Genomic DNA, 21,703 nt, shown 5'->3' with positions numbered 1-21,703 from the left:
TTCTTCCTAAATTAATCTTAAATTTCCTTGCTAAACGCAACCTGTGGGTTATCGGCAATAAAGCGTTCAGCGGTAAGTTTGTTCAAGTTCTGTTTTTCATCTCTCGCCTGCTTCAGCCACACCACAAGGCTTTTTTGCAATTGTCCTTCCGGTTCATCCAGTTTCAGCGCCAATTCGGGGTTTTCCTCCCAAAGCTGACAACTTAAGGAGTAGGCCAGATTCTTGAGGGCGGTATCGGTTGAGTAACGGGCTTCAATCAGGTGATCACCCAGCACAAATAAATTTTCTGTTAATACCTGAGGACAGTTTTCCGGCCGGTAATAGCAATACGGTTCGGGCGTATCGATCATCAGCTCATTGACCGGAGTTAAGAGTTCACGCCAATCGCCGGGCTGTAAAGCTGGCAGCAGGGGTGTGAAAACACGGTTATCCATCAGACGTAAAACCACCACTTGCCCGCGCAGTAAAACCTGCTGATGTAAACGCCAGTGCTCTAACTGAAATGACCACGGTAACGTACTGCGATAGCCCCAACCCCAACTGGCATCGCTGAATGCGTGTTTATCCAGCAGTAAAGCCAGTTCCGGTAAGCACTTGGTTTTGGGTTGAATCAGCCACGGGCTTTGTTCCAGCATGGCATTCATCGGCGTACCGCTGTAGAGCGGAAACGCCTGCTCTGTCCAGCCATTAAGGTAAAAGAGCTGAACCGGGTTCGGTTCCGCCAGACTATTGATCAGAAAATAACACTCTCCTTTGTCCTGATGTGACAGCCAGCTTTTCCAATTGCTCGATTCCATCATTCTTCTTCTGCTCCCGTGATAACCCAGTTTTCCTCTTGCTGTGCGAGGATGGCACAAGGTGGTTTAGCCGAAAATTCGGTTACAGGAAGTGCTTCCGCCATCGGGAGTTGCCCTACTTGTGGGAGTGGCGCTACGCCCTCCGGCAGTTGCAGTGAAACTCCACGCCCGCTGCCCGCGGAACCCTGCCCGACATTAATCATGGAAGATAAAATGCCCGCCGGGGTGACTTTCAGAAAACTGCCGCCCACTTTCAGGGTGATTTCTGCTGCCGCTTCCAGCACCACCTTACCGCCGCTTTTCAGGTGGATTTCCTGCCCGCTGTCAATCACGGTCGCATCGCCGGTCTGGATATGCTGGCTGCCTGCAATCCGATGAGACACATCGCCTTCGGTGGTGATTTTGCGCGAACCGGCCACCTGATGATGGTCATCGGCGAGTATCTCGTGATAACGGTTGTTATCGATACGCTGTTTCTGGTCGTGTTTGATATGCCAGAGGGCATCGTTTTCAATATGAGCGGTCAAATCTTTCTGGCCGTGGAGATAAATTTCTTCGCTGTCTTTGGCATCTTCAAAACGCAGTTCGTTAAAGCCCTTACCCTTGTGGGTTTTGGTTTTAAAGGTGGTACGGGTTTTCTGGGCGGGTAAATCCAGCGGCGGGCGGTTCAGACCGTTGTAAACACAGCCGGTGACTATCGGACGGTCAATATCCCCATTGAGGTAAGAGATAATCACTTCCTGACCGATACGCGGGATGGCCATAAAACCGAAGCCGTTGCCGTTCCAGCCCTGCGCCACGCGAACCCAGCACGAAGCCCCATCATCTGGCGAGTCATAGCGGTTCCAGTGAAAATGAACTTTAATCGCGCCCTCTTTATTAACGAAAATCTCTTCCCCTTCCGGCCCGACGACCATCGCTGTTTCATCGCCATCGGCCAGCGGTTTGTAGTGGAAAGGCGGACGCCAGTCGGCAAGGCCATCGATAAAACTGAAATGATTACGGAGCGTGGTACCTTCTCCGCTGTTATCACCCAGTGCCTGCGGGCAGCGCCCGTGGTGACTGATGCCGACTACCTGCCAGCGGGCATTCAGCGGTTTGTGTGGGTGGCTTTTTATCTCAAAAATTTTACCCGGCATCAGTTTGATGCAGTTACTGTTGCCGCTGCCGGTTTTTTTCTGGTTATCCAGCATTTCATGGCGGTATTTGAGAAACGGTTTAGCGGCGGCATCTTTCTGAAAACGGCCGTAACTTTCAAATACGGTGTAGGGGGGTTTGCTGCCGAAATCGCGGAAACCTTCGCTGCTCTGCATATGGGAAAGGTGATAGCGCGGGTTCTCCGGATTGAAATCTTTATGAAAACTGCGTTGCGGACTCATTCCCACACCCAGCCGTACCTGATAAATGGTATCTGTCCCGTGTGCGGTTTCCGGCTGGGGCTGGTAAAGTAGCGGAAGCCCTGCTGTCATCCCCAGATGGCTGTCACTGAAAAACAGGGTTTCATCCTCAAACCAGAAACTGATCCCCTCTTCCGCCGCCAGACGGCTGAAAAAGCTATAGTCAGACTCCCGTTTCTGAGTGACATATTCCCTGTCCTGATGCGGATCGTAGAGCTTCGAATCGGCACGGACTTTATGCTTTTTCAACAGGCTATTCAGGATGGCAGGCACATTTTGCTGATGGAAAATCCGGCTGTCCTGATTAAGCGTCAGACGCCAGAGTGCAGGCCGAACCGTCACGGTATACAGGGTTTTATTACCATCGGTGCCTGCCCAGTCAGCGTGGGAAACAATGCCGGTGATTTTGCGTTGCAGCGTTGCGCCATTAAACACCTGCAACACCGCTTCCTGCATCAGCAGCGCGGTCAAATCGATTTCCGGCTTCGGCCGAAAGGGATTATCAGGCAGGGACTGAATCAGTGTCAGATTGAGGGTAAACAGTTCAGATAACCCTTCCTGAAGGGAAAACTCACCCACAGCAAAGATAGATTCAGGCAGGCCGGCTATCTGAAAAGTGAAGCGTAATCCGCTTTTGGCCGCCGCCAGCCCGTTCATTATATTCATCCTATTTTGCTCCTTGTCATAATTGTTGAACAGTTACATCTCCATGCGTGCCCCATAAACTTCTTTGAATTCCCACAGAATTTTTTGATTCGGGGTAGATACATCCAGCTTGACGAAGGTGGACTGGCTGACAAAACAGGCCATTGCCTCATGAATTAACCGACAGAAACGGTACATCTCCCCCGGATTGGCGTAACAATCGGGGTTCAGGGTCAGTGACAGCAGACACCCACGGACAGGGCAGCCCAGCTTCATCCGGTCGATCAGGCTCTCTTCCACCTGCATAATGCCGTCGATTTGCTGCTGAATATGGCGGCTCAGGGGGCGGTTAAATTCGGTATAATGGTTAAACAGACGAAGAAAATGCCGCATCCGTTCTGTGGTAAACAACAAAATGGGTGGGCTGGCGAGGCAGGAAAGCAACGGCCAGCCGGAATTATCCTGTAACATCGGCGGATAATCGGGGGTTACTGGCATGATATTGTGCACGCTGAGATGTGAAGGAGAACCTTCCTGCATCACACTGATGGTGCCTTGCTCCAGTGCCATTGCGGGTTCATGGTAGCCCGTGAAATCGCAGGCGACCGCGAGTTCAGGCAGGTTGCGAGCCGATTTACCTGTCAGGTCAAAAAAATGCAACCGGTGTTGAATGCGATCCAGCAAATCACGCTCGGTGCGAAGCTGGTAGTAGAAATAATCCGGCTCTTCCCCGGCCAGCAGTTCCGCTGCGGGCGTAAACTGCGCTATCGGCAGATAGCGGTAAGGCGTGCCCCGTTGGGCGTCATCATCGGGTTGTTGCACCACCTGAACGTCATGCAACCGGAACAATTTTACGGAATCCCCCAGCGGCAAGGGATAACAGTGATTTTCGGCACCCAGCAGGACAGGTGGGCTGAGCCGTTTTTCCAGATGAATGGCCGGCACACAGCCCAGCATAAAGGCATCACCGACACCATCCAGCGGCAGTTCGCCTTCAAAACGAAAAATCAATTCAAACGTGCCGTCCGCATTGAGCGGAATTTCCTTGCGATCACGGCTGATATCCAGCGTAACAAAATTATACAGGTGCGGCAGCGCATAATATTCAACCAGTGTTTGCAGGCCGGTATAGGTGCTCTTTTTCATCGGCAGGATAGGCTTATCCAGCAGGTCATGCCAGCCATAAGGAAAACAGCTCAGCTTACGTTGTTCTCCCTGTGCTCTGACGCTCATCTCACAGATATGCTGGTCAAGCCACAGGCTGAGCTGTGCTGCCTGTTCAGTATCCGTGCCGAGGAAAAAAGAGAGCGCTCCGCATTTCCAGACGGGTGAAGGACTTCCCGTCTGACAAAGGGTCAGGATAATTTCACTGTGGGTGCCGGTTTTTTTCACCGTGCGATCCCGTACCACTAAAGGCTCAATATGCAGCGGGCGGCAGGTTTTGAAAGTGAGTAATTGCCCCTCCGCCTGCGCAGAAACAGCCGTGTTTCTGGGAATATCAGCAGCGCCCTGATGTTCACCATCAGTGGGGAAAAATTGCATGATTGTTGTGGGCGGGACAGGGCACAACACTAACGGCCAGATACGGGACAGAATACCGTGGGTAATTTCGGGGAAATCATCCTCCAGTTTATCCCGTAAGCGGGCAATCAGTAACGCAAACGCTTCGAAAAGACGTTGAATATCGGGATCATGGGCCGTTGCCAGAAAGTCCGTTAAATGGGGGGATTCTTTTGCCACACGCTATGCCAGCTCCCGCAGATAGGCGCGTTCTTGCAGGTACAGCGATTCCTTGTTGTTCTTCATTGAATTTCACTTACATTTTTACCCGTCAGGTATCGGAATAGTACTGAATTAATAGGAGGTGTTAGGTCTATAATTGTACACATTCATCAGTGAAATTAATTAACCAATTAAATCCAATTTTTGTCTGGTTTTGGTGGGAAATCGGCCTGTCGGCGGAATTTGCACGGGAATTCAGGAAAAAATAAGGATGGCAAAATAGCCACAGTTTGACTCCATCCGGCCTGACCGTTAATGTTTTTTTCTACAAAAAACGATCCATCGCCTGTCAGGATTGCCTTCCGGTGGCGAATTAAAACTCCCGTAGCCTGAAAGGGAGAGCCAATATTGCGGTACATCTGCGCACCTTTGGAAGCAGATATCGCTGGACAACAACCTTCCGTCCGGCGATGAAAGTTATCCGGTTTCTTGATTTACCGGCTTATCACTCACACAGAGCAGTATCCCTGTCACGTTTATCATTACAATTTAACCTTGCACGATCTTAATCCACGTTTTGATTAACACACGATAAACGTCCCGAAAACTGCGCGGCGTCACTTGCGTTTAAGCGGAGCGATTACCAAGTGCGCCGCTGGGCGACCAGCGTCCAGAGTACAACCAGACTGGCTTTTCGACCGATTTGAACTTTGTATTACTGGGTGACAGCGCTTTCACAGACATTTTTTCACCTCGCACCGACTTATTTAGTTTATTTTTCACCCTCTGCCTTGCAACAGGCCGATGCAGTAAAAAAGGAGAAATCACATCACGTCACGATTAATGAGGCGTTCATCCTGACTGAGATCAGGCACTGAACGGGGAGTACACCATCGCCGTGCTTGGCATGCGCGTAGCGAACTCCTGCAAAAACTCAACACAACCCTCGCCCTGCTACACATTATCTGACGCACCACGGAACGGTGAACCTAACCGACACGCAGGGAATGTTTCGAAATGAGTAAAATAAGTCTGAAAAACACAGGGGAAATACGGATAGCGAAGCGATCACGAACGAGAATAAACAACAAAGATTGATTTAGCCGTCCGTATTCTTCCCCTGAGTTTGTGCAATCACTGAGGACAGGATTCACTGTGCCTTGACCAACCAAATGGTTTAACTCTCAGTTTAGTAGACATGGATTCAAATGAGTTTGAAATATACAGGCACTATGCTAAGCGGATTTATAGTCGTCCACTTAGCAGTTCAGTTATTGAATTCCAGCAGGAAAGCGTGCATTTGGTTGGTGGTTTTCACTTTATCCCGAACCGGAGACTCTCTGACCCGGTGAAGTGCCCGCATGGCCTGTTGAGCTACCGTTCGGGGTTGGACAAATCACATCGAAGGTCGAGAGGCTGCTTCGCAGATGGCTTCCGCATCAATAAAATCGTTCTTGTTACTTTTAACGAAGGGGCGGACAAATTTATGAGATACCCGTTGTCTGTGTTTTGCAGACTCTGGGGCTGGCTGTTGCTATCGTTAATCCCCGACAAGCCCGTGACTTTGCTAAAGCAATGGGTTACTTAGCCAAAACCGATAAAATAGATGCTCAGATGTTGGCACAATTGGCTCTGGTTTTATCCCAATAAAATAGCCAGGGTATTACCATCTACTCAGCAACAGGTGCTACAAGCCATGATCGCGCGTCGCCGCCAATTGGTTACACTTTCCATCTCAGAACGCCAAAGGCTGGGAAGTTGCCATCCAGAAATTCGAGAAAGTATCACTTTGATGATCAGGCTTCATACAAGAACAGCTTAAAGTCATTGAAGCTGCATTATCTAAACATATCAAAACGTTTCATCGTGCCAAACTCGATTTATTATCCACAGTAAAAGGCGTTGGCCCTGCCACGGTAGCTACCTTGATTGCTGACGTACCAGAGCTGGGTAAGATTAGCGCCTTGATTGGTGTTGCACCGTTCAATCGAGATTCTGGGTTCTTCCGTGGAAAACGAACGATCTTTGGAGGAAGAGCCATGGTGCGGCGAATGCTGTATATGGCTACGTTAACGGCAAGTTGCTCATTAGTTCTAGTGAGTCAATTTTAAACACAGATAAAAGTGCTTATGAGAAATTAGTGGTTCTTCTTCATAAAGAAAGAAATATTGAACGCGGTTGTCTGATTGGCCAAATGGCTAGGGATCGCCGTATTATAGAGAATGCCAAGTTAGGAGAGGAGGTTACAAGAGGTTTTAACTGGATGAAACAATTCATTGAAGAACTTGTTAGGGTCAGCATATCTGATGGTTCTATATCTAATACATTAGCACCATTAGAAGCGACGATGCTCATTAGACCCCATCTCGTCAACTTCACAGATAAGCTGAATTTCCAAATTATCCAGTGGAAGTGTTGTTACCCATCTTGGGCGGAGTTTTTTAGGGTGCGAACAACCGCATTAATGCTGATATGTAATGCCCGTGCGGTATCACGAATACCTGAATTATTCATGGCAAGATCAACGACTTGTTCTTTTATCCCGGCGTGACAGGCGCGATAAGAATAATCCCGTTGGAAAGTACGATTACAGGACAAACAACGATAACGCTGATGACCGCCTTTCCCTTTACCATGCTTTTTCACCTCTTTTGTCTGGTCACAAAATCGGCATTTTACTTCCACTTTTGCCACTAAAAGTTCTCCCCATAAAGAATGGCTAGTATACCTGAATAACAACGCTTTGAATACACAACTGAATTTTATGGCGGCCCTCTACTCAATCACGCGTTATATAACAGGTTATTACAGCCAGCTTCGTCCTCACTGGTATAACAATGGGCTAGCCCCAAACGAATCAGAACGATTATTTTGGCAATCCTCTCAGGTTATGACCAATTTTTGTCGACCACTTCAGTTGGAATTAGGTTCATTAAAAGAGCGAGCCACAAGGCCCACCGTAACCCAAAATAGATTAGAAACCTTCCCTGATTTCTCTAATTTCTATTTGTTTATCAAAACGTAAATGTTCATCAAGCGCCAGCGGGATTAACCAACGTAAATTGTAGATAACATTACCCGGTAGTGCATCTGTTTCATATATATTAACAACTTCTTTTTCAATAGATTTGGCAGAATAAATTCTGTCATCATGCGTATAGAGAAAATTAACCTGATAAACATCAGGACGGGTTAAAACAGTAAATAACTTCCACTCATCAGGGTTTGTCTCAATACCTGCTTCTTCAGCAAATTCTCTTGCCATTGACTGTTGAGCCGTTTCGCCTGTTTCTATTTTCCCACCAATTCCATTAAGTTTCCCTGCTTGCCAACTGGGTTGTAACTTTGGGTCGTGACATCAATTTATTGAATCATGTATAGTCTGTCTATTTGGAGAACATTCAAATGGCAAAGATTGATGTCACTTGTCCTGCTTGTTGTGCAGTTAAAGGGAGCCATCGCAATGGGCGTTCACGTTCGGGTCACCAACGTTATCTTTGCCAGTCCTGTCGTCACTCTTGGCAACTTGAATTCACTTATGCCGCTTGTCGTCCCGGCACCCATAAGCAAATCGTCGATATGGCCATGAATGGGATGGGATGTCGGGCGACAGCACGGGTGATGGGGATTGGCCTAAATACCGTGCTTCGTCATTTAAAAAGCTCAAACCCAAATCGGTAACAGAAGCCATTTCTCCCGGCACCGAAGTGATTGTCTGCTGTGAAATGGATGAACAGTAGTCGTACGTGAAGCCAAAGAAGCAGCCCCGTTGGCTCTTTTATGCCTACGACAGGATAAGACGAAAAGTGATCGCCCATGTTTTTGGTCCAGGGACAAAAAAGACATTAATGCGCCTGATGGCTTTGCTGGCCCCTTTCAACACTGTTATTTATATGACAGAGGGTTGGAAAAGTTATGAAAAAGCCTTGGCGGGGAAACTCCATGTGGTCAGCAAACGTTATACCCAACGCATAGAGAGGCATAACCTGAATCTTCGTCAGCATTTGGCAAGACTGACTCGCAAGACATTGTCTTTTTCAAAATCCATAGAAATGCATGACAGAATTATAGGGTATTATCTGAACATTCATCACTATCAATAAATTGGAATCATGACCCAAAAAAAGAGGAATTCTATGAAATCGCGTGCTGCCGTTGCTTTTGGCCCAAACAGACCTCTCGAAATTGTTGAAATTGACGTAGCTTCACCGAAAGCCGGTGAAGTAATGATAAAAATCAGCCACACAGGTGTTTGCCATACTGATGCTTTCACTCTTTCAGGTGATGACCCTGAAGGAATATTTCCTGTTGTTCTCGGGCATGAAGGAGCCGGTGTAGTGATTGAGGTCGGTGAAGGTGTAACCAGCGTAAAACCCGGTGATCATGTCATCCCGTTATATACAGCTGAATGTGGTAAATGTGAATTTTGCCAATCCGGTAAAACTAACCTTTGTATTGCCGTTCGCGATACACAGGGAAAAGGTTTGATGCCCGATGGTACAACTCGTTTTTCTTACAATGGACAACCTGTTTACCACTACATGGGATGTTCTACATTCAGTGAATACACGGTAGTTGCTGAAGTCTCACTGGCAAAAATCAATCCAGAAGCCAATCATGAACATGTTTGCCTGTTAGGTTGTGGCATCACGACTGGTATCGGAGCTGTGCATAATACTGCCAAAGTTCAGCCGGGAGACTCTGTGGCAGTTTTCGGTCTGGGTGGAATTGGGCTTGCCGTTATCCAGGGAGCTCGTCAGGCTAAAGCCGGGCGTATTATCGCTATTGATACCAATCCAGCTAAGTTTGAGCTGGCCAGACAATTCGGTGCCACTGACTGCATTAACCCCAATGCTCACGACAAACCAATTCAACAGGTTATTCTGGATATGACAAAATGGGGAGTTGACCACTCTTTCGAATGTATTGGTAACGTCAATGTAATGCGTGCAGCTCTCGAAAGTGCACATCGTGGCTGGGGACAATCAGTCATTATCGGTGTTGCTGGTGCCGGACAGGAAATTTCGACTCGTCCATTCCAGCTTGTTACCGGGCGGACATGGAAAGGAACGGCTTTCGGCGGAGTTAAAGGGCGTAGTCAATTACCGGGAATGGTGGAAGATGCGATGAAAGGGAAAATTGAACTTGAACCTTTCGTAACCCATAAAATGCCACTGGAAAGCATTAATGAAGCCTTTGATCTGATGCACGAAGGCAAATCTATTCGGACAGTGATTCATTATTAATTGAACGACTATTACAGGAACAGCCAGATATAAACCATATAAGATATAAATCATACAGTTGAAGAACCTGAACCTACAATTTTAGAGAGAAAAGCAATGGAAAGAATTGAACATCGTGCCTGTTTTGGCGGATGGCAGGATGTCTATCAACATGAATCCAATTCCCTGAATTGTCAGATGAAATTTTCGATTTTTCTGCCACCTCAGATTAAAGAAAAGAAATTACCTGTATTGTACTGGCTCTCTGGCTTGACCTGTACTGAGCAGAATTTCATTACAAAAGCCGGAGCCCAACGCTACGCAACTGAACATGGTGTTGTCATTGTCGCTCCGGATACCAGTCCTCGAGGGAATGATATCGCTGATGCTCCTTCTTATGATCTTGGAAAAGGGGCAAGTTTTTATCTCAATGCATTACAACAACCCTGGGAGCAACATTACCGCATGTACGATTATGTGGTTTCAGAATTGCCTGAATTGGTTGAAGCATATTTTGCTGTCACTGGTGTGCGGGCAATCAGTGGGCACTCTATGGGTGGACATGGTGCGATGGTTATTGCGCTGAGAAATCCGCAACGTTATTGCAGTGTATCGGCATTTTCTCCTATTGTGGCACCAAGTCAGGTTCCTTGGGGGGAAAAGGCATTTTCCGCCTATCTGGGAGAAAACAGGTCGCTCTGGAAACAGTATGACACGGTAGAATTGATTAAAATTACTCAAGCAACAGAACAGCTCCCAATTTTGATTGATCAAGGAACTGATGATGAGTTTCTGGATAACCAATTATGCACCCATTTATTACAGAATATTTGTGATGAAACAAATTATCCTGTGACAATAAATTTTCGTCCTGATTATGACCATAGCTACTATTTTATTGCTAGTTTTATTGGTGAACATATCGCTTACCATGCAAAAGCAATGCAAGAATATGCTAAAAAGCGATAATTTTAAAAAAATATCCGATGTCACTAGCAAAAACTGTAAATTACTTTTTTACTAATTATGAATTGGTTTCCAGAGCATTACGTTTAATTTATTGTTCAATGAACTGGAAACCAATCATATAAGAAACGTCTCAGATTATATTATTGAAAGCTACTCGCGTTTGAATCTAATTTGCGATAGCATCTGCGCCCTTTTGACGATATCTCCACGATTGAAGAAGAGGCAACATATGTTCATCGGTTTTGACTATGGCACATCAAATTGCGCAGTAGCGGAAATGATCGGAAATACGCCACAATTGATTGCTATCGAAAATGACAACTTCTATATGCCTTCTGCTCTGGCCGCACCGACCCGAGAATCAGTTTCTGAGCACCTATTTCGTCACAGAAAAATCAGCCCGATTTCTCCAGCCGGAGAACAGCTGCTCCGTAGCTCAATTACTACAAATCGTGAGGAAGGTATAGAGCTTCTGCCGGAAGACATTGTATTCGGGCAAGCTGCATTGACTCGATATTTGGAAGATCCTCAAGATACCTACTATGTGAAATCACCGAAATCCTTCCTTGGTGCAATGGGACTGAGAGAAGCACAAATCAGTTTTTTTGAAGATCTGGTTTGCGCCATGATGGCAAACATTAAACAACAGGTAGAAACCAAGACACAACAATGTGTTAAAGAAGTAGTCATTGGACGACCAATAAATTTCCACGGGCGTGGTGGTGAAAAGTCGAACCAACAGGCTGAATTAATTCTGCTGCAAGCAGCAAAACGGGCGGGGTTCCGTAACATAGAATTCCAATTTGAGCCTGTGGCAGCAGGATTGGAATATGAAGCCACACTGACAGAGAATAAAATTGTTCTGGTTGTTGATATTGGTGGCGGAACAACGGACTGTTCTCTTATTCAAATGGGGCCAGACTGGAGTGGAAAATCCGAACGCAACGACAGCCTACTGGCACATACTGGTCAACGTGTTGGCGGCAACGATCTGGATATTAACCTGACGTTTAAGCAATTGATGCACCCTTTCGGATTGGGCAGCAAGTTTGCATCGGGTATTGAGATGCCACTCATCCAATATTGGAATCCAATTGCTATCAATGACATACAGGCACAAAAAGAATTCTACTCTCAGCAGAACTTAACCACGTTAAAATCTCTGCATAAAGATGCGCAAGAGCCGGAAAAATTAGCACGGTTATTGAAAGTTTATCATGAGACACTGGGGTACAGCCTGGTACGCAGTGCCGAAGAGGCTAAGATCGCGCTGTCAAAAGACAGTGAATATCGCGTTAAATTAAACTTATTATCAGAGATAATTGAAGTTGAGATTCAGCGTGAGCAGATGATTGCAGCTATCGAATCCACCAAAGCGAAAATGACCAAACTGGTTAGTGAAGCCGTAATTCAGGGAGGCGTTAAACCGGACGTTATTTTTATGACCGGAGGTTCAGCGAGCTCTCCTATTCTGCAACAGGCAGTTGAACAAGTGTTGCCAGACGTTCCATTGGTTAGTGGTAACTACTTTGGTTCTGTCACAACGGGCTTGGCACGCTGGGCGAAAATTTGTTTTTCTTGAGTTTGATATGCGCAATTCAGACTTAATCTGACAAGGAATTTTTAAATTCCCATTTTTTCAATAAGGCGTTTTTTCATAATAATAAGACAGTTAAGCTTGAGAACCCCTTACTCCTCGCGCCGCGAGGAGTAAGGAAGTGTCCGATAATTTTTAAATACTATTTAATTAAAAAGTCGCTGTTATACCCAACCTGAATGTACGGCCAGGAGAGGGAATATAACCCACATTAATTGGCTGTATATAATACCTGTCAAAAACATTGTCTACAGTAAAATCTGCTGTTAGGTTTTTATTTATAATTAATGAACTTCTAAGATCGACAATTGTTGCCGGTTTATAGTCAACAGGTGCTAACAATGGAGCAGAACCTCGTCCAACCATAGCGGTTGGTATAGTTCTTTTATCAAAGTAAGATACTTTTCCTCCAATAGACAATTTGTTATTAAAGAATTCCTGATTGACATCTAATGAATAACTTTTTTTAGGCGGAATGTGATTTGTTGCATAATCAGATGGAAGGTTCTCATTAACACATTCCTTTCCTTTTTTGCAAAACTCAATACCTATATAGTAATTAGCCGATGCTTTTACTGTAAAATTATTAATCTTATAGCTTGTCTCCAGTTCAACACCTTCAAATTTTGCTCTATCGATATTGTCAATATGCATTGAGAATTTATCCCATTGCCAGCTACGGCTAATATAATTATCAATATTAGAGTTAAAATAACCGATATTAAATTTTAATTCATCATCTGCCATTAAGTTTTCAAAGCCAAATGAAGATCCTATTTCAATATTTTTCATAGTCTCATGCTGTAAATTATCATCAGCTTTCATAAAAAAACCATTTGCTCCCTCAACTAATGAAGGAAACCTCGGACTTTGAGAATAACGACTATATAGCATTACTTGTTTTATCGGTTTATATTCGGCCCCCACACTATATCCATAAGCAGTTTCATTCTTAGGTATTGATGGAGTATCACCTCTATCTTCTAGTGAATAACCTTTATTTTCAATAGAAGCCAGTAAATTGATTTTACTGGTTAATTCATATTTTCCATCAGCAAAAATACGGTATTCTTTTTTTATTCCTTCTCGCTGATGAGGATTTTGAGTCCAAAAGCCTTTGGCTGGCCCCGTTTTCTCGGCAAGATAACTCCCCCCTAAAAGTACATTCGTTAGTTTATTATACATATCGAATTCTAAACCATTAGACACATTAAATCCCCATGTGTCTGATTTCTTTTCATCACCTAATGTATTTTTGAGAAGTTTTAGGTCTGTCTCTTAAATCTAAACGCCATAGAGAAAAATTAAGATCAATTAATGGGTTGCTCGATTTCCAGTCATAACCAAGTTTATATCTTGCTAAACGGATATAAGCATTTGGTCCTTGTGATACTGAGACCGTAGTTCCTTTATCTATAGTTGTTGTATCTGCAACATACGTTTCACCAAAAGTACTATCATATAGACTATAAACAGCACTAACTCTGTGCTCATCATTAATCCAGGCACTAGATTTTAATAAATAAGAACGTGTATTTTCGGATGTATTAGGTACAGCTGCGCCTTTAGGATAAATTGTATAACCAGCATCCTGTACAGTTTCAGCTGTTACGGGGCAAGGAGCTATATCGCCATTATCATCATAATATTCATCCCGACATAAATATCCGGGCAGTTTATAACTATTTGCACCAAATCCTTTCTTCCCTGAATGATAATTCCCTCTGACACGTTTTGATACCCCGGCTAAAAGCTCAAAATTCTCATCGGCATAAGCAACCACTATACTTCCAGTACTGTTTTTTCCATTAAATATACTTTCTTTTTTTGGTGATGGTTCATCATTCCATGTGTAACGATTATAGTCTGAATGGTTACTTAAAATACTACCTTTTAGGCGAATACCAAAATTATCCCCCGGGATTAATATGTCAGAAGGAGATATTGTTTTCATATTTACAGTGCCACCTATCCCTGTAATACCGGAACCTCCATAAAATCCTTTTTTTATATCTACTTCTCCGATGAAATCTGGATCAATATAAGTTCGGTTAGATACCCCCTGATAACCTCGATATAAGGCTGTTTGATTTATAGTATCATCGACACTAGTAGAAACTCTTCCTTGGCCTTGTAAGCCACGAATATTGACATCAATTGCTCCAGATGATCTAGACTCACCAGATAAAACACCCGGTGTGCTTTTAAATATATCAGCAGGGTTAATAATTATTTGTTTATTCAATTCTTCACTGTCTAATAATATTTCATTATTCTTCTTTAAATTTAATGAAGAATAAACATAGATAGTATCGCTTGAATTATCGGAAGTTGATTCATCCGCAGCAAAAGAACAAAACGGACTGACAGCAAAAAGAGTTATAAAAAAGCATGAATTATTCATAAGTTAGCCAAATACAATGATAATGCAAATCGTTATCATTATATTTAAAAAATCTCTTTGTGCAACTTATCCTTAGAGTAGTAATGTGATAACCCTCCTCTACAGTGGTGTAAGAATCCCAGACTCCTCATAAGCCTGCTGACGCCCTCTTGCGCTACCTACCTCGCCCTAACTAAAAGGACGAGGCTTAACGTACTTATCAGTGATAATTACTTACAATAGCGACGAAATTTGAAGTGTATTCTTCCAAACATACCCACCAGTTTCCTTTGGTAATTATGTTACTGCAATCTATAACCCTAACTCACTGAGTCCCGGATGGTTATCTGGCCGACGTCCCAAAGGCCAATGGAATTTACGTTCATCCTCATTGATAGGGGTATCATTAATGCTAGCAAAACGCTTAACCATCATACCGTTTTCATCAAATTCCCAATTTTCATTACCATATGAACGAAACCAATTTCCTGAATCATCATGCCATTCATACGCATATCTTACAGCAATTCTGTTCCCTTCCACGGCCCATAGCTCTTTAATCAAACGATAATCCTGCTCTTTTCTCCATTTTCGGATCAGTAATTCTTTTGCTTCATCCCGGCCATTTACGAACTCTGCTCTATTTCGCCATTTGGTATCTTTGCTATATGCCAGAACAACTTTGGCTGCATCACGCGTATTCCAACTATCTTCAGCAATACGGACTTTCTGCATTGCAGTTTCATAAGTAAATGGCGGGACGGGGATTCTTTTTTCAAAGGATTCAGACATATTTTCTCCAAATATTTAACATGTTATGGAAAGAAATTGATAACTTTACCAGTCTCTTTTACGTCATCCGCAGTAAATGGATTATTCCACTTTCAGATTGACAACCTGCAATAAAGTCCAATAGGTATGATACTATGTGTACAATCTTGTACACCCGAACAAATGTACAGATCTGTACACACAAAAACAACCTCAGATTTACCCTAAAAACCAGCTTTTATAGAACTATATCGAATAACTAATAAGAAAATATTATGAGTAAAAAAGAACACATCCTAGATATTGCCGAGTCACTATTTAATAAATTTGGTTACAACGCTGTCGGTGTTGATTTGATAAGAGATCAGGCAAATGTATCAAAAACCTCCATGTACCGTTACTTTGGTTCCAAAAATAAGCTGATCGAAGGAGTATTATCCAGACGCCATCAGAGGCTTGAGAAAGAACTCAGCATTGTTGTTTCTTCAACTGAAGGAACTGAAAACAAACTCAATGCTATCCTGAATTGGCATTTTTCATGGTTTGCTACAGAAGATTTTCAAGGGTGCCTGTTTATGCATGCTTTAGCTGAATTCAAAGGCCATGATGGGGCTATAGTTAAACAAGCACAACAGCACAAAACATGGTTAAAGTCACTGCTATTATCAGTTTTCTTAACAGTCTCGAAAGATACGGAATCCAAAGCAGAAGCGTTGATAACATTTATTGAGGGAATGATAGTTAGGGCTGAATTCGGTGAGGTTACAGGTCATGAGGAGTGCTATCGCACGATGGCTTACCGCTTGATTTAAGATGTGAAACTCATTCCTAAAATTAAGGTTATTCAGTCTCTTAACCAACATAGCTGGCTAAGAGACTGATTACCGTATTAAGAACAAAACATGTTCTAAGATTACCCTGGTGTTGGGCGAGTCAAAACTAACTATTCAAAATAATGAAAATATTTGTCTATATAAAAGGCAGTGATGATTCACTACCTGACACTCAGACAAAATCTTAATTATAACTTATATTTTTACAGACAAATTAATACACCAGACGCACGATAAAATCAACAAATAAAAGCTCAAATGTTGATTTTTCTACTCAATCTCGACGTCATTATTCGAGACATAAAAATAAAACATAGTACAAAATCACATATTCAATTGATTTTAATAAGTAAAGTAAAAATCTGCTGCATTAACCAATAAATATAAAAAAACAAACGCATCTGATAAAATTTCTTACATAGATGATGTGAATATGAAAAGAGCTACTGTATAACTGTACGGAAATTGTAGCAGCCTTCTAGTCACGATCTGACTTCAAAACGTACCAGCCAGCAACTATCTTCATTCGCATCGCAAGATGTTATACAACATAAAGATAGGATTTAATCGAGGAAATAGCATGGAGAAAAACTCTCCATGCTGCTCATTAATGTGCGGCTTTAACAACCCAATGATTAAATAAGTAACGCGAACCGTAAGCGGGAAAGACATTAAATAGTGCAAAGAAAATTTTAATTAATATCTGAATAATCATCATTCCAATAATTTGATTTACTGGAAGTTTCCCGTAAAACGCAACAAAACAGAAAACAAAACTATCAAGGATTGACGCGATAAAAGTACTGAAAAATACCCTTAGTGCTAAGAATCGGGAATGTGTCATGTCTTTTAACTTACACAAGACATATGAATTGACCAATTCAGATACCAAGAATGACAACGAGGAAGCAAAAATCGCTGATAAGATATGGTTCATCAGAGCATTGTACTGATCATTCAAACTCCAATTTGGAATAGCCGGTAAACTCGTCGATATACTCAATAATGAGACTATAATCAGGTTAGAAGCCAGCGACATATATATTGCTTTTCTTGCTAATCTGAACCCATAAAATTCACTGAGTAAATCAATAACTAAAAAAGAAAAAGGGTAAATGAAAGTACCCGGAGTAACAATGATATCAAAATATTCGATATAAACAGGCTTGGCTGCCGCTATATTACTGAAAGTATAAAAAATTGTCAGTAATAAGGCGAGAAGTGAATAAACAACCCAAGAATTTTCATTTCGTTCTTCAATTTCATAGATTGAGGGAGAATTTGGAAAGCTGGAATATATCTTTCTGTAGAGTGATTTTGTTTCATGACTATCAAAATCATCCGCTATTTCACTCTTTTCTAACTCCTTTACATTAATCCTTAAAACTTTTCCTGTTGATGAAATCAATACATTTGCTGTATTATCCTGACTGTTAAATCCCAGTAATTTATATTTTTTTCCCATACCCAAACCGTTCTTCCATTATATCTCCAATCACTACCGAATCTTCTGAATTTTCAATATAAAACTCATTGATATGAAACTTTTTCCGTTTTTGATCAAAACATAACTTAGGATTATCGCTCTGATAATTACCTCTTCTAACTATTAATAAATCTCCAGAATTATATTTACCTGAAAAATCATTCTCAAGTAAAATGGCGACGATATTAGGGCCAAAACCAAAATAATAAGTTAGCTCTCTTCCAACAATCAGGGAACCAATTTTACTTTCAAAGAATTCAGCAGTAACACATTCAGATTGCCTAAACAACGGCACAGCGCTGGGGTTCATATTACCTTCATAAGAAACAATCGCATCAATACGTTCTTTTTCTGCGATATTAGTTGTCTCTATTTCACTATACGAAACACCAAAAAAGTTGGATACTTTCTGGATAGTTGAAGAGTGAACACTTTGTACTCGACCATCTAAGATATTGTAGATAGTTGTACGATTAAGCCCGGTCCGATCGCAAAGTGATACTCTGCTTTCCCCTCTGGAATCAAGTAAATATTGTAGATTTTTTCTCAGGTATTCCATTTTTTGTTTTTTATACATAGCAATGCCTAGAAAAATATGTAACCATCTAATTTATATTAACTTTTAGAATAAACATGTTTTACCAAACTTAGAAAGAGTGAAAAACACCCTTGCCATAAAACAAAAAAAATGGTAGCAATTTATTTTTCCACCTGATTATTTAATCATACAACTAAATGATTTTTTATAGAAAATATTAATTCGATAGGTTATATTTTGATTTACATCACTAATAAACAAACAATAAGAACATGAAAATAATATCAAATAGAGGAAATATGACTTATGTTGATATTTTTTAACTTAAATCACCTTAATTTTAGCCAAAATTATTATTCATACTTAAAGGTTAATGAGGAATAACATATAGATACATTGGTTATTATTTACTTAACCATATTTACCATTTGTAAACTATATGAGATAGAAATGAGCTCAACCTATAAAAATAATGAACCCTATCTAAAGGGGTTGATCGCCATGATGGAGCATCTGAGCGATCCTTGGGGCATTAAGGATTTGGAGTCCCGCCATATTTATATGAACAAAGCCGCTTATCTATACACCAATACACCTAAAAATTTTGACGTAGAGGGTAAGCTTGATTGTGAATTTCCTGCTCATTGGTCTGAAGATCAATTCTCCCAAGATCTGAAAGAACATGACCGGAGGACTGAAGAGTCAAAAGACAGAGTTTCTATTATCGAAACACACTACTGGTATGGAAAGAATAACCTTGCTCCTTTTATCAGCGAAAAGTTTCCTGTGTATAACGATGAAAAAGAGTGTATCGGAATTGTTTGGAATGCTAGACCACTAAGTAGCCTCTCCCCTCTCAAGTATATTAATCGGCAAAAACCCAGTGTTTTGACAACAGAGACTAAAACAGATCTTTTTACTAAAGGAGAACTAGATATTATCTTTTTGATACTACAAAGGCGTTCAAATAAGGAGATAGCTCAAATTTACGGTGTCAGTCCTAAAACGATAGAAAATCGGATATACAACATTTATCAGAAAGCTAATGTCCACTCACTCCAGCAATTTGAAGAATTTTGCAGGGATTTACAATTAGACAGCTATATTCCCGAACGTCTAATTGAAAAAGGTGTCCTCTTTCTCTAAAAAAATCAAGGAACGGTGATAGTGCTCAAAATTGAACACTGTCCATTAAGTCGAATGCCACAACAACAGCGTCTGTCTCTGCTGAGCGTGGCTGTCGTCCATATGGGCATGTTAACAGCATTAGATCAGTTTATGCTTGGAGCTGTCCTCGGCAGCTCCATGACACTGACAGATGCATTTGTTGTTATTCTTATTGGCAGCCTGATCTTTGGTATTGTTACTTTTGGGCTTGGCTTTGCAGGTATGCGAGAAGGGCTATCCGGTAGTTTACTGGCACGATGGTGTGGTTTTGGTCGAATAGGTTCGGTATTAATTGGCCTCGTTATTGCTGTCAGCCTATTAGGCTGGTTTGGCATCCAAAATGCTATTTTTGCTAAATCTCTTAACTTTGCTTCCGGGAATAAACTTGGATTTGGTTTATCTGCGGCAATATCCGGCACGTTATTGACGACATTAGTCGCTTTTGGTTTTAGGGCATTACGGTTTACTGCCAGAATTGCTGTACCTATGTTTATTCTTCTGGTTGCTTATATCTCCACCATCGTATTATCAGGCGATTCAGGTCAACGTTGGTATAAGCTTTTAAAGCTGCCTCATTCAGATGAAACTCTGTCTATCAGTGCAGGTATTACGATAGTTGTTGGGGGTGCGATCGTTGCCAGTCTGATGACTCCGGATCTGACACGCTATACTAAATCAGGAAAACATGTTTTTGGGATCACTTTGCTGACAATTATTGCTGGTGAATTTGTCATTAATGGTCTGGCAATTTTAATCACGAAAGCATTAAATACTGCTGATGTCGTTACCATTATGTCACAAGCCGCAGGTGGTGCAGGTTTATTCGTTGTCGTATGTTCAACATTAAGAGTTAATGATCTGAATTTATACTCTTCATCATTGGGAATTATTAACGCAGTCGAAGGTATCACCGGTAAAAAATTACGCTATCCTCCAACAACAATCATAATTGGAATATTGGGAACTTTGTTTTCCATTCTCGGCATCTTAGACCGATTTGTAGATTTTCTTACTGTACTTGGTGTTGTTTTCCCACCAATATTGGGAGTAATGTTAGTTGATTATTATATTTTGCGCTCTTATCGCAAAGTATTAGATGAAAGCAAGCAGAGAGGTAATCTTCCAAATGAAACTCCGACTATCGGCTGGGCAGCAATAATCGCCAGTATTGTCGGTAGTGTTATTGGCTTAACTATTGAATGGGGAGTGCCAGCAATTAATTCATTATTGATGGCAAGTATAGTTTATTGGTTAATTAAATGTACCTTCAAACGCCTCCCATAATGATAATTCTTGATGTATTGCTCCCCAAACGGGGAGCAATAATTGAATCCCAGCCCCTAACGTCTGGCATGCTTTTCGGCATAAACTTCATCATTAACCCACTGATGGTCTGTTTCCCAAGTAAATAGCCATTTACGAGTTGGCCCTGCCATCACATTCAGGTAGTAGCTGTCATACCCGGCAATAGTCGCTACCGGGTGATACCCTTCCGGCACCATAACAACATCTTTATTGTATACTGCCATCGTTTCATCCAGTGAGCGATCATCAGTATAGACACGCTGTAAACAAAAACCTTGTGGTGGATTTAATCGATGATAATAAGTTTCTTCTAAATAGGTTTCCTGTGGTTCATTATCAGTATCATGTTTATGGCTAGGGTAAGAGCTGGTACAGCCTTCATCAGTATAAACCTCAACCACCAATAAACTATCAGCAGGCTGATTATCCGGCAGGATGTTATGAACATAACGACGGTTGTTACCGTTACCACGTTGTTCAGCACCGATATCCTGTGGTGTAATCAATCGGGTTGAATAATTCCCTTTACTTTTTGCCTGACAAACAGCCAGTTCAAGATGAGTCTGAGCGATAATTTCCATTGTTTCATGCGGCGCAACATAAACAGCATAAGGTTTTTTACGCTCAAATGGACTCATACGATCACCAATCTGCTCGAATCTTTGTTGGGCAGTAACCACAGTCGCTTTTCCTGCAACCAATACTAAGCACGTTTCATTTTTCGAAGCCGCTAATGTTATTGACTCTCCCGCATTCAGTTCATAAACATCAAAATGAACATATCCCCAGTTCGCTATTTCCGGCGTGATATGTTGCGTCCGCTTGTGCTGATCAGGCTTATGATACTTTGATAGCAAATGAGACATGT

16 protein-coding genes and 6 pseudogenes are annotated in these 21,703 nt (G+C 42.1%); 9 read left to right on the top strand and 13 right to left on the bottom strand.

The genetic code is table 11. The features are described 5' to 3' along the window. Positions 1 to 17: 17 nt before the first annotated feature. The 5 genes and pseudogenes from BDD26_RS05050 to BDD26_RS05030 all read right to left on the bottom strand — a co-directional run. Positions 18 to 797, bottom strand: coding sequence for a DUF4123 domain-containing protein (locus BDD26_RS05050; protein ID WP_244922654.1), 780 nt, complete (start codon positions 795 to 797; stop codon positions 18 to 20). Continuing rightward, positions 797 to 2,860, bottom strand: a complete 2,064-nt coding sequence (locus BDD26_RS05045; protein WP_115825708.1) for a type VI secretion system Vgr family protein — start codon at positions 2,858 to 2,860, stop codon at positions 797 to 799. Before BDD26_RS05045 ends, BDD26_RS05050 begins: the two co-directional genes overlap by 1 nt. A 33-nt stretch (positions 2,861 to 2,893) precedes the next feature. Next, a complete protein-coding gene (locus BDD26_RS05040; RefSeq protein WP_244922653.1) occupies positions 2,894 to 4,579 on the bottom strand; it encodes a type VI secretion system baseplate subunit TssF in 1,686 nt (561 codons plus the stop codon). A 173-nt stretch (positions 4,580 to 4,752) separates the two neighbouring features. After that, a complete protein-coding gene (locus BDD26_RS05035; protein ID WP_115825707.1) occupies positions 4,753 to 4,980 on the bottom strand; it encodes a hypothetical protein in 228 nt (75 codons plus the stop codon). 857 nt (positions 4,981 to 5,837) lie between these two features. Further along, positions 5,838 to 6,056, bottom strand: a pseudogene (locus tag BDD26_RS05030) (IS110 family transposase); the annotation flags it as partial. Between the two features lie 20 nt (positions 6,057 to 6,076). Between BDD26_RS05030 and BDD26_RS05025 the strand changes: the two are divergent. Next, positions 6,077 to 6,642: pseudogene (locus BDD26_RS05025) on the top strand (transposase); the annotation flags it as partial. Positions 6,643 to 6,917: 275 nt separating this feature from the next. Here BDD26_RS05025 and BDD26_RS05020 read toward each other — a convergent pair. Next, positions 6,918 to 7,255 (bottom strand): annotated as a pseudogene (locus tag BDD26_RS05020) (IS1 family transposase); the annotation flags it as partial. A gap of 64 nt (positions 7,256 to 7,319) precedes the next feature. On the opposite strand from BDD26_RS05020, the pseudogene BDD26_RS20770 reads away from it, so the two are divergent. Continuing rightward, positions 7,320 to 7,463, top strand: a pseudogene (locus BDD26_RS20770) (IS3 family transposase); the annotation flags it as partial. A gap of 72 nt (positions 7,464 to 7,535) precedes the next feature. On the opposite strand, the gene BDD26_RS05010 reads toward BDD26_RS20770, so the two are convergent. Beyond that, complete coding sequence (locus BDD26_RS05010; protein WP_115825705.1) at positions 7,536 to 7,868, bottom strand: NUDIX domain-containing protein; 333 nt, start codon at positions 7,866 to 7,868, stop codon at positions 7,536 to 7,538. Between the two features lie 98 nt (positions 7,869 to 7,966). On the opposite strand from BDD26_RS05010, the pseudogene BDD26_RS05005 reads away from it, so the two are divergent. The 4 genes and pseudogenes from BDD26_RS05005 to yegD all read left to right on the top strand — a co-directional run bounded on the left by BDD26_RS05005 (position 7,967) and on the right by yegD (position 12,337). Then, positions 7,967 to 8,664, top strand: a pseudogene (locus BDD26_RS05005) (IS1 family transposase). A gap of 33 nt (positions 8,665 to 8,697) precedes the next feature. Next, positions 8,698 to 9,807, top strand: a complete 1,110-nt coding sequence (locus BDD26_RS05000) for an S-(hydroxymethyl)glutathione dehydrogenase/class III alcohol dehydrogenase (protein WP_115825704.1) — start codon at positions 8,698 to 8,700, stop codon at positions 9,805 to 9,807. A gap of 96 nt (positions 9,808 to 9,903) precedes the next feature. After that, the gene (gene fghA / locus BDD26_RS04995) at positions 9,904 to 10,755 is read left to right on the top strand and encodes an S-formylglutathione hydrolase (RefSeq protein ID WP_115825703.1); all 852 of its coding nucleotides are present in this window, start codon (positions 9,904 to 9,906) and stop codon (positions 10,753 to 10,755) included. Between the two features lie 229 nt (positions 10,756 to 10,984). Beyond that, positions 10,985 to 12,337 (top strand): molecular chaperone, encoded by a 1,353-nt coding sequence (gene yegD / locus BDD26_RS04990; protein WP_115825702.1) that lies wholly within the window; start codon positions 10,985 to 10,987, stop codon positions 12,335 to 12,337. Between the two features lie 165 nt (positions 12,338 to 12,502). On the opposite strand, the pseudogene BDD26_RS04985 reads toward yegD, so the two are convergent. The 3 genes and pseudogenes from BDD26_RS04985 to BDD26_RS04975 form a co-directional block, all read right to left on the bottom strand. Further along, positions 12,503 to 13,573 (bottom strand): annotated as a pseudogene (locus BDD26_RS04985) (TonB-dependent receptor domain-containing protein); the annotation flags it as partial. Between the two features lie 19 nt (positions 13,574 to 13,592). Beyond that, a complete protein-coding gene (locus BDD26_RS04980) occupies positions 13,593 to 14,756 on the bottom strand; it encodes a TonB-dependent receptor plug domain-containing protein (RefSeq protein ID WP_115825700.1) in 1,164 nt (387 codons plus the stop codon). Between the two features lie 291 nt (positions 14,757 to 15,047). After that, positions 15,048 to 15,527, bottom strand: a complete 480-nt coding sequence (locus BDD26_RS04975; protein WP_038260527.1) for a nuclear transport factor 2 family protein — start codon at positions 15,525 to 15,527, stop codon at positions 15,048 to 15,050. A 254-nt stretch (positions 15,528 to 15,781) separates the two neighbouring features. On the opposite strand from BDD26_RS04975, the gene BDD26_RS04970 reads away from it, so the two are divergent. After that, entirely contained in the window at positions 15,782 to 16,318 is a 537-nt protein-coding gene (locus BDD26_RS04970) for a TetR/AcrR family transcriptional regulator (protein WP_115825699.1), read from the top strand. 628 nt (positions 16,319 to 16,946) lie between these two features. Here the strand turns inward: BDD26_RS04970 and BDD26_RS04965 are convergent. Further along, positions 16,947 to 17,804: a queuosine precursor transporter gene (locus tag BDD26_RS04965; RefSeq protein ID WP_038260531.1), complete on the bottom strand. Its 858-nt coding sequence runs from the start codon at positions 17,802 to 17,804 to the stop codon at positions 16,947 to 16,949. Then, positions 17,788 to 18,402 (bottom strand): helix-turn-helix domain-containing protein, encoded by a 615-nt coding sequence (locus tag BDD26_RS04960; RefSeq protein WP_038260533.1) that lies wholly within the window; start codon positions 18,400 to 18,402, stop codon positions 17,788 to 17,790. Before BDD26_RS04960 ends, BDD26_RS04965 begins: the two co-directional genes overlap by 17 nt. Before the next feature lie 411 nt (positions 18,403 to 18,813). Between BDD26_RS04960 and BDD26_RS04955 the strand changes: the two genes are divergently transcribed. Together BDD26_RS04955 and BDD26_RS04950 are read left to right on the top strand one after the other, a co-directional pair. Then, positions 18,814 to 19,509, top strand: a complete 696-nt coding sequence (locus BDD26_RS04955) for a helix-turn-helix transcriptional regulator (protein WP_115825698.1) — start codon at positions 18,814 to 18,816, stop codon at positions 19,507 to 19,509. Positions 19,510 to 19,530: 21 nt separating this feature from the next. Next, a complete protein-coding gene (locus BDD26_RS04950; protein WP_115825697.1) occupies positions 19,531 to 20,814 on the top strand; it encodes a cytosine permease in 1,284 nt (427 codons plus the stop codon). A gap of 56 nt (positions 20,815 to 20,870) precedes the next feature. Here the strand turns inward: BDD26_RS04950 and iolB are convergent, their stop codons facing one another. Beyond that, a complete protein-coding gene (gene iolB / locus BDD26_RS04945) occupies positions 20,871 to 21,701 on the bottom strand; it encodes a 5-deoxy-glucuronate isomerase (protein WP_038260539.1) in 831 nt (276 codons plus the stop codon). Positions 21,702 to 21,703: the final 2 nt, after the last annotated feature.

It is taken from the genome of Xenorhabdus cabanillasii (assembly GCF_003386665.1).
Classification (GTDB): Bacteria; Pseudomonadota; Gammaproteobacteria; order Enterobacterales; family Enterobacteriaceae; genus Xenorhabdus; species Xenorhabdus cabanillasii.
The sequence above is the reverse complement of the archived record's forward strand: the minus strand, read 5'-3'. Positions and strand labels throughout refer to the sequence as shown.

What these genes read in the sequence shown, in the direction of transcription:
- BDD26_RS05050 (WP_244922654.1), bottom strand. Translation starts at nt 797, where the DNA reads ATGGAATCGAGCAATTGGAAAAGCTGGCTGTCACATCAGGACAAAGGA.
- BDD26_RS05045 (WP_115825708.1), bottom strand. Translation starts at nt 2,860, where the DNA reads ATGAATATAATGAACGGGCTGGCGGCGGCCAAAAGCGGATTACGCTTC.
- BDD26_RS05035 (WP_115825707.1), bottom strand. Translation starts at nt 4,980, where the DNA reads ATGTACCGCAATATTGGCTCTCCCTTTCAGGCTACGGGAGTTTTAATT.
- BDD26_RS05000 (WP_115825704.1), top strand. Translation starts at nt 8,698, where the DNA reads ATGAAATCGCGTGCTGCCGTTGCTTTTGGCCCAAACAGACCTCTCGAA.
- fghA (WP_115825703.1), top strand. Translation starts at nt 9,904, where the DNA reads ATGGAAAGAATTGAACATCGTGCCTGTTTTGGCGGATGGCAGGATGTC.
- yegD (WP_115825702.1), top strand. Translation starts at nt 10,985, where the DNA reads ATGTTCATCGGTTTTGACTATGGCACATCAAATTGCGCAGTAGCGGAA.
- BDD26_RS04980 (WP_115825700.1), bottom strand. Translation starts at nt 14,756, where the DNA reads ATGAATAATTCATGCTTTTTTATAACTCTTTTTGCTGTCAGTCCGTTT.
- BDD26_RS04975 (WP_038260527.1), bottom strand. Translation starts at nt 15,527, where the DNA reads ATGTCTGAATCCTTTGAAAAAAGAATCCCCGTCCCGCCATTTACTTAT.
- BDD26_RS04970 (WP_115825699.1), top strand. Translation starts at nt 15,782, where the DNA reads ATGAGTAAAAAAGAACACATCCTAGATATTGCCGAGTCACTATTTAAT.
- BDD26_RS04965 (WP_038260531.1), bottom strand. Translation starts at nt 17,804, where the DNA reads ATGGGAAAAAAATATAAATTACTGGGATTTAACAGTCAGGATAATACA.
- BDD26_RS04960 (WP_038260533.1), bottom strand. Translation starts at nt 18,402, where the DNA reads ATGTATAAAAAACAAAAAATGGAATACCTGAGAAAAAATCTACAATAT.
- BDD26_RS04955 (WP_115825698.1), top strand. Translation starts at nt 18,814, where the DNA reads ATGAGCTCAACCTATAAAAATAATGAACCCTATCTAAAGGGGTTGATC.
- iolB (WP_038260539.1), bottom strand. Translation starts at nt 21,701, where the DNA reads ATGTCTCATTTGCTATCAAAGTATCATAAGCCTGATCAGCACAAGCGG.